This is a genomic window from Pseudomonas donghuensis, from assembly GCF_000259195.1.
Taxonomy (GTDB): Bacteria; Pseudomonadota; Gammaproteobacteria; order Pseudomonadales; family Pseudomonadaceae; genus Aquipseudomonas; species Aquipseudomonas donghuensis.
The window spans coordinates 81204-89652 of the sequence record NZ_AJJP01000155.1 but is presented as its reverse complement, the minus strand read 5'-3'; the positions used below and the strand labels follow the sequence as shown (position 1 = coordinate 89652).

At 62.1% G+C, this 8449-nt stretch carries 5 protein-coding genes; all 5 read right to left on the bottom strand.

Annotated features, from left to right (window positions below):
* Positions 1-36 precede the first annotated feature (36 nt).
* The 5 genes from UW3_RS0100380 to UW3_RS26335 are packed head-to-tail and all read right to left on the bottom strand — an operon-like array spanning position 37 to position 8335.
* The gene (locus UW3_RS0100380) at positions 37-1440 is read right to left on the bottom strand and encodes an ATP-binding protein (protein ID WP_010220142.1); all 1404 of its coding nucleotides are present in this window, start codon (positions 1438-1440) and stop codon (positions 37-39) included.
* Positions 1407-3248, bottom strand: coding sequence for a DAHL domain-containing protein (locus tag UW3_RS0100375; RefSeq protein WP_010220141.1), 1842 nt, complete (start codon positions 3246-3248; stop codon positions 1407-1409). Before UW3_RS0100375 ends, UW3_RS0100380 begins: the two co-directional genes overlap by 34 nt.
* Entirely contained in the window at positions 3245-4204 is a 960-nt protein-coding gene (locus UW3_RS0100370; protein WP_026001130.1) for a cytochrome-c peroxidase, read from the bottom strand. The genes UW3_RS0100375 and UW3_RS0100370 overlap by 4 nt, the downstream gene beginning before the upstream one ends.
* A gap of 10 nt (positions 4205-4214) precedes the next feature.
* On the bottom strand, positions 4215-6089 hold the full coding sequence (locus UW3_RS0100365; RefSeq protein WP_010220139.1) for a putative bifunctional diguanylate cyclase/phosphodiesterase: 1875 nt from the start codon (positions 6087-6089) through the stop codon (positions 4215-4217).
* Positions 6086-8335, bottom strand: a complete 2250-nt coding sequence (locus UW3_RS26335; RefSeq protein WP_010220138.1) for a GGDEF/EAL domain-containing response regulator — start codon at positions 8333-8335, stop codon at positions 6086-6088. Before UW3_RS26335 ends, UW3_RS0100365 begins: the two co-directional genes overlap by 4 nt.
* Between the last annotated feature and the right edge of the window lie 114 nt (positions 8336-8449).

The window sequence follows — 8449 nt, the reverse complement described above, 5'->3', positions numbered from 1 at the left end:
GCGGGCTTGACCCGCGATGAGGCCAGTGCTGCAGAACTAGGCCGCCCGCGCCTGACGTATTGGCAGCTCGATCCTGAATGTAGTGCCGGCACCGAGCTCGCTGTGCACGCGGATTTCCCCTCGATGGCGCTTGATGATCCCGTACGACAACGACAGGCCCAGCCCCGTCCCCTGGCCCACAGGTTTGGTGGTGTAGAAAGGGTCGAAGATCTTTTGCAGGCTGTCGGCGGCAATGCCACTGCCGGTGTCGGCCACTTCGATCCACACCTGCTCGCCATCGCAGCCGGTACGCAAGGTGATGGTGCCGCGCTCCGGGCCTATGGCCTGGGCGGCGTTGACCACCAGGTTCATGATCACCTGGTTGATTTGCGAGGGCAGGCACTCGACCTCCGGCATTACCCCATAGTCTTTGATCACATCGGCCTTGTACTTCAATTCGCTGGCAACGATGTTCAGGGTCGAGTCGATCCCCTGCTGCAGATTGGCCCATTGCCAGTCATGGTTCGAGTCCACCCTGGAGAAGTCCTTGAGGTCTTTGACGATTCGTCCGACTCGGCTGATACCGTCCTTGGACTCGCGGATCAGCAGCGGGATGTCATCGAGGATGTAGTCCAGTTCGATCTCGGTGCGCAGTTCTGCCAGGTCCGCGCTGAGTGTTGTCGGGTCGATGGCCGTTTCCGCCTCGCGGTAGGCCTTGAGCATGCCCTGCAAGCGGCTGAAATACTCGTCCAGTGCACCTAGATTGGACGAGACGAAGCCGATCGGGTTGTTGACCTCATGGGCGACTCCTGCAGCCAACTGGCCCAGCGACGCGAGCTTTTCCGATTGCACCAGCTGGCTTTCCAGCAGCTTGCGCTCGTCGATCTCGCGCTGCAGGGCGGCGCTGGCCTGGGTCAGGGCCAGGGTGCGCTGCTCGACGCGCTGTTCCAGTTCGTTCATCTGCAACTGGGCACGGGCGGTCATTTCCCATTTGGTGGTGAGGGTGTTGGCCATCTGCAAGACTTCGATGTTGTCGAACGGCTTCTTCAGGATCAGCAGGCGGTCATGGCCGTTCAGACGGTCGAGCAGTTCATCCCAGGAATAGTCCGAGTAGGCCGTGCACACCACCACCTGCAGCAACGGGTCGTGCTGCCACAGCGCTTCAATGGTCTGCGCGCCATCCCAGCCATCGGGCATGCGCATGTCGACGAAGGCCAGGGCGTAGGGGCGCTGACGGTTCGCTGCCTCGAGCAGTTTGCCCAGGCCTTCCTCGCCGCCGTAGGCCGAATCGAGTTCGAACACGGTGGCGGCGGCCTTGGGCGTTTCGCCGAACAGGGCGCTTTCCAGGGCATCGAGGTCGGCGTTGACGGCGGATTGTGGCGCCAGGATCTTGCGAAAATCGTCATGGATAGCCGGCGTGTCATCGATCAGCAGGATGCGCCGGTTGCAGGGCTCGGACATGATTCACCTTCGGCGATTATCAACGGGATTTGCAGGACGAAGCGCGCACCCTTGCCAGGCCCGTCGCTGTAGGCAAGCAGATGGCCGTTCATTTCCACCGCGGCCAGGGCGCAGCTGTGCAAGCCGAAGCCGTGGCCTTCCTTACGGGTGGTAAAACCGTGGGCAAAGATCCGCGTGATGTTTTCCGGGGCGATGCCTTCACCTTCGTCGGTGACGCTGATCTGCAGCGTGTCGTCATCGAGCCGTTTTACCCCCAGGGTCATGTTGCGGGCGTGGTTGCACACGTCCGACATGGCGTACTTGGCGTTGCTGATCAGGTTGATCAGAATCAGCAGCAGGCGGTGTTTGTCCCCCATGATCCGCGGCACCTCGTCGTATTCCTTGAGCACCGTGACGTGGTGGCGGGTGAGGGCGCCGGCGTTCATGCGCAGGGCGTCTTCGAGCAATGTGCTGACCTCCAGCGGCTCCAGCAACGTGCTGGCCCCGGCATAGGATTGCTGGGTGGCGACGATGTCCTTGATGTGATCGACGCTCTTGCTCAACTGGGTCAGCTCGTCGGCCATTTCCTTCTGTTCAAGGCTGATCGCCTCGACCAGCTGGTTGAGGTAGCCAGGGAGCATTTTGCCTTTGGCGTCTTCACTGAGGAAACGCCCCAGGTCGTCGGGGTGCTCATTGATCAGCTGCATGGCCTTGCCCAGGCCCAGGGCCTTGCTGGTGCGCAGCTTTCGGGTCACCAGGTCGGCGGAAATATTCACGCTGTTGAGCACGTTGCCGACGTTATGCAGAACGTTGGTGGCGATTTCCGCCATGCCGGCCTGGCGTGCGGTATCGAGCAGTTCGCTCTGGGTGTCCTTGAGCTGGCGGGTGCGCTCCTCGACCCGTTGCTCAAGCTCGTCGTTGGCACTGAGCAGGGCGCGGTTGACCCGGTTGATTTCGCTAAAGCTGCGCATCAGGCGTATGGCCATGTAGATCAGCAGCAGGACCAGCAGGGTGGAGAACACCAGCAGGTAGAAATGGTACTGCTGGTCGACCAGGGCCACGGCGCGCTCGTCGCGATCGAGCATCAAGGTGATGTCGTCCAGGCGTACCGCCACCGGCACCGCCTCGATCTGTTCAAGCAACTGGTTGACCCTGGGTTGCTCGCGAAGGATCAAGGCGATGTGGTTGCTGAGGATGTCGATGGGGGCGTGGAACTCGATGGGCAGGCGGTCTTTGTTGATGGCCAGCTTGTTCAGCCCGACCAGTATGTCGGCGGCCTTGTCGTCGGTGGTCATCTGGGCGAATTCGAGGCTGCTGAGCATCAGGTCGTAGGTGTCGGTGGCGATGTTGTGCAGGCGCAGTTTGTCGGCATCGGCAAGCTGCCCCAGCTGGGCCTGGATACCATCTTCGGCGGTCGGCAAGAAGGCCAGGGAATTGCGCAGCACGGCGTTATGCGACTTGAACTGCTCCACCAGCCGGGACTTCTGCGCCAGCGCATCCCGGTAATCGGCATGGGCTGTGCGCCAGGCGGGTGTGTCGCTTTGGCCATGCAGGGCCTCTGCGGTCTCGAACGCTTGCCACAAGCGCGTCATCTCCACCAGCGGCGACACCAGCGGATCATAGTTGTGGCTGATGGTGATGCGCGCCTTGAGGATCTCGTTTTCCCATTGGGAGTTGTACTGCTTGATCTGCCGGACAAGGTCGCGCGCCTGGGCGTAGTTTTGTGTTTCGTCGGCCTTGGACATGAAGTACAGGTACACCAGGACCGAGGCCAGCAGCGCCGCACTGACGCCCAGCAGGAGCAAACCGCGTCGGTGGGTCAGTTTCATAATGGCTTGCCCTCCCATTCACCGGTCAGGGTCTTGAGGAACTGGACAATCAGCGCCTTGTCTTCGGCGCTTGGCGTGCGCCCGAGCTGGTAGCGGAACATGACATCGACTGCCGCTTCCAGGGTCGCCGCCGAGCCGTCATGAAAGTACGGTGCGGTGACCGCGACATTGCGCAGGCTGGGCACTTTGAACACATGCCGGTCGTCCTCCTCGCCAGTGACGTTGTAGCGGCCCAGGTCTGCCTCGGTCGGGTTGCCGCGGTCTTTGAAGTAGTCACCCAGCACACCGAACTTCTGGAACATGTTGCCGCCGATGTTCACCCCTTGGTGGCAGGCGATGCAGCCGTACTCCTGAAAGCGCTGATAACCGTATTTTTCTTCGGTTGTGAGGATCTCGGTGTTGCCTTGCAGGTAGCGGTCGAAGCGCGAGCCGGGGGTCAGCAAGGTGCGCTGGAAGGTGGCCAGGGCATTCTGGATGCTGTGCTCGCTGACGCCATCGCTGTAGGCCTGGGCAAAGCTGCTGCGGTACTGCGGGTCGGCGGCAATGCGTTGCACCACTGTCGTCCAGTCGCTGCCCATTTCAGTCGGGCTTTGCACCACCAGGTGCGCTTGCTGCTCCAGGGTTTGCGCGCGGCCATCCCAGAACTGGCGAAAATTCAGCGCGGCGTTGAACACGCTGGGCGTGTTGACCGGCAAGGGTTTGCCATCGACGCCGAGCGAGTGCGGCAAACGGTCGGCGCCGCCGTGGTCGAGTTGATGGCAACTGGCGCAGGACAAGTCGTTGTTGCTCGACAAACGGGGATCGAAGAACAGCTTGCGGCCCAACTCGACTCGTTCGGCGGCCACCTGCGGTAGCACCGGCAGTGGCATGAGTGGGCCGCCAACGCTTTGTGCCAGGCTCGTGGCGCTGCTGCCAAGGGTTGTTGCCAATACCAGCAAGGGGAGCAAGTGTGCCATCCATATGCTCTCAGTCGTGGGGTTCGATGCGCTGTCCGGCGGTGAGCAGCAAGCGGGAAAACGCTACAGGGTCGAGCGGTTTGCTGAAGAGGTAGCCCTGGCCTTGCTCGCAGTCCTGGGCTTTAAGAAGCCGCAGTTGCTCGGCGGTTTCGATCCCTTCGGCGATAACGTTCAGGTTCAGGTTCTTGCCCAGGCTGATGATGCTGCTGACCAGCCGCGCATCGTTGTTGTCGCTGCCCATCTCGCGGACAAAGGACTTGTCGATCTTCAACACATCGACGGGAAATTTCTGCAGGTAGCTGAGGCTGGAGTAACCGGTACCAAAGTCATCGATGGCCAGGCGCACCCCCAGTTGCTTGATCGCCTGCAGGGTGACGACCGTGGCATCGACGTTGTGCATCAACACGCTTTCGGTGATTTCCAGCTCGAGCAGCGCTGGCTCGAGGCCGCTGTCGTTGAGGACCTCGGCGAGGTTGTCGACAAAGCCGGGCTGGCGAAAGTCGATGGCCGAGACGTTCACGGAAACACTCAGTGGCGCCATGGCTTGCGCTTGCCATGCGCGTGCCTGGGCACAGGCCCGGCGTAGCACCCACTGGCTGAGGGCAATGATCAGGCCGCAGTCTTCGGCCACCGGAATGAAATCGTCGGGGTACACCCAGCCGTGGCCAGGGCGTTGCCAGCGTATCAGCGCCTCGGCACCGACGATGGTGCCGCGACGCAAGTCCACCTTGGGTTGATAATGCAGAACAAACTCATCGCGCTTGAGGGCCAGGCGCAGGCCGCTTTCCAGTGACTGCTGGCGGCGGGCGCGCAGGTTCATGTCGTCGATGAAAAAGTTGAAATCGTTGGGGCCGTTGTCCTTGACGTTGCGCATCGCGGTCTCGGCTTTCTTGATCAGCATCACCGGGTCGCTGCCGTCATCGGGATAAAGGCTGATACCCATGCTCGCGGTCACCGTCAGGTCATGGCCCGCCAGGGCATGGGGCAGGCTGATCGAGGCCAGGAGCTTTTCGGCAACACCCTGGGGCTGCTGCGGATGCACGATGTCGCTGAGGATGACCACGAATTCATCGGCGCCGTAGCGGAACACCGAGTCCGATTCGCGTACGCTGCTGGTCAGCCGGGCAGCGACCTGCTTGAGTACTTCATCGCCGACCGGATGGCCAAGGGCGTTGTTGATTCGCTTGAAACGGTCCATGCCGAGGAACATCACCGCGGCCTTGCGCTCGTGACGACGCGCCTGCAACAGATGCTGGGTCAGGCGGTCGCCGAGCAGGGTGCTGTTGGGCAGACCGGTAAGCGCGTCGTAGTGCAGCAGGCGGGACACCTGCAACAGCTCCTGCACCCGCTCCTCGACGGTGCGCTGCAGATCATGCAGCTTGCGCGTGGCGTCCTGGGCCAGTTGCCACTTCCAGCTCAGGGCATTGGCCATCTGGCGGATTTCCAGGCTGTCGAAGGGCTTTTTCAGAATCAGCAACTGGTCGCCGAACTCGATGTGCTCGGCCAGCTCGTCCCAGGAGTAGTCCGAGAAGGCGGTGCACAGCGCAATCTGCAGGTGCGGGTCGGCCTTCCACAAGGCCTTGACGGTTTGCAAGCCATCCCAGCCGGGCGGCATGCGCATATCGGCGAATGCCATGGCGTAGGGCCGGCCTTGCGCGCGTGCGCGGGTGACCAGCTTCAGCGCTTCTTCGCCCTGGTAAGCGGAATCGAGTTCGAAGCTCAGGCGTTGCCGGGCAGGTGAGCCGAACAGCAGCGCCGTGGTATCTTCCAGCGAATCAACGCCCATCGGTTCGGGGCTGAGGATCTTGCGAAAGTCCTGATGGATTGCCGGGGTATCGTCAATGATCAGGATTCGCCGGTTGGCCGGTTGGCTGAGCGGGTTCATCGCTTTACCTGCATCAGTTGCGCGCTGTCGAGTTTCAGCAGCGCCAGTGCCTGGGCGCTGTCGAGGCACTGGCTCAAGGTATGGCCGAGCGGTTGGGCAGGCTCGCTACCGAGGCCATCAGGCACCTGCGGCAAGGCTTGCCGGTCGGTGATGATGCCGATGCCGACGTCACGGGCAAAGTTGATGATGGCGCGTAACGTCTGCGCGCAATCAGGGTCGTTGCTGGCACTGTCGAGCAATTGCGGCGCCAGCTTGAGATGGTTGACCCGGTAAGTCTTGAGGTAGTCGAACGAGGAATACTCGCTGCCAAAATTGTCGATGGCGATCGTCACCCCCAGTTCGCAAAGCCGGGGGAGAATATCGTTGTGGGTCCATTTGGTTTGCGCCAAGGTCGCCTCGGTGACGTCAAAGCGCAACTCCCAGGGGCAGAGGCTCCAGCGAGCGGTGGTGCGCAATACGTCGTAGATCAGGTCGGCGCCAGACTTGAGCTGGGTCAACGAGACCTTCAAGGCAATCAACGGTGGCGCGATACCCAGGTCATGCCACTGGCGCATCTGCCGACACGCCTGGTCCAGCAGCCAATGGCCAAGGGCAATGCTGACGCCGGTTTTTTCGGCTGCCGGCATGAACACCTCGGGGGCCAGCCAGCCGCGCTCGGGGTGCAGCCAGCGCACCCGGGCGGCCATACCGAGCACCTTGCCATTACTCAGGTCGACCTCCGGCAGGAACTGCAACTGCAGTTCATCGCGCTCCAGCGCCTGTTTCAGGTCGTTGGCCAGGGTGACCCGCTCGGTGACTTCGCGGGTGATCTCTTCGCTATGGAACTGGAACTGGTTGCGGCCTTTTTCCTTGGCCCGGTACAAGGCCATGTCCGCTTGTGCCAGCAAGCTATCGGCGCTCAGGCACTGGTGGCTGTACAGGCTGATGCCGATGCTGGTCGACAGGCGCACGGCATTGTTGTCCAGCTGGTAGGGCTGGGCGAGGGCATCGCGGACCTTGCCGGCCAGGGCGGCGCAGTGGGTCGGCTCGTCCACGTCCAGTTGCACAATGGCGAACTCGTCGCCACCGAGGCGGGCAACCACATCGTTCTCGCGGGTGCAGGCGCTGATGCGTCGTGCCGCTTCCTGCAGTAACAGGTCACCGATCGGATGGCCCAGGGTGTCGTTGATCCGTTTGAAATGGTCCAGGTCCAGGTAGAACATCGCAAATGGCGCTGCCCCTCGTCTGGCGGCGGCAAACGCCTGGTGCAGGCGCTCAATCAGTGTGGCCCGGTTGGCAAGGCCGGTGAGGCCGTCAGTGCGGGCCATCAGGGCGAGGTTCTCTTCGGCCAGGCGGCGCTCGGTGATGTCGAGGATGATGCCCTCGATTTCCACCAGTTGGCCCTGGGCGTTGCGTACCGGGATGTAGCGGTTCTCGACCCAGCGCAGGCCGCCATCGGCGGTGCGCAGGCGAAACTCGATGGAGGCTGCGGCAGCATCACGGTCCAGTACCCGCACCATGGCCTCGTCGAGCTTGCCCAGGTCATCGGCATGCACCAGGGTGCTGGCCCAATCCGCACTGCCGACCAGCTGGGTTGCCGAGTGACCGAACTTGGTGATGTTGTGCGAGATGTACATCAGGGCGAATGGCGGCTCGCCCCTGAGCCGGTAAAGAATGGTCGGACTGTTCTGCACGATGATGTTGGCATCGGCCAGCTCCCGGGTGCGCGCTTCCACCGCCTGCTCCAAGCGTTCGGTCTTGAGTTCAGCCTGTTCGGTCATCTGCCATTTGACCGTGAGGGTGCTGGCCATCTGCCGGATCTCGATGGCATCGAAAGGCTTTTTCAGGATCAGCAGGCGGTCGCCCAGATCAAGCTGGCCGGCGATGTCTTCCCAGGAATAGTCGGAATAGGCGGTGCAGAGTGCGACTTGCAATTTGGGATCGACTTGCCAGAGCCGTGCGATGGTCTGCAGCCCGTCCCAGCCAGGCGGCATGCGCATATCGATGAAGGCCATGGCATAAGGCGCCTGGGCGTCCAGGGCCGCCTCGACCTTGGCCAGCGCCTGCTCACCCTGGAAGGCTGAGTCGAGGACGAAGGGCTGGGCCGGCGCCGTCGGCGTGGCGCCGAACAGGGCGTATTCGGTTTCCCCCAGTGCATCGAAGGCGCTGGAGCCGCCGCCGAGGATCTTGCGAAAGTCCTCATGAATTGACGGCGTATCGTCGACGATCAGGATCCTGCGATTGATGTCGGTCAATGGCTGGCTCATCGCAACGCTCCGACGGCGCGCGTAACCGGCAAGTAGACGTGCATCGGGCAACCCTCCCTGGTAGCAATGCTTATGAATGCCTTCAGGGCCAGCATAGTCAGGCAAATGCCGGCG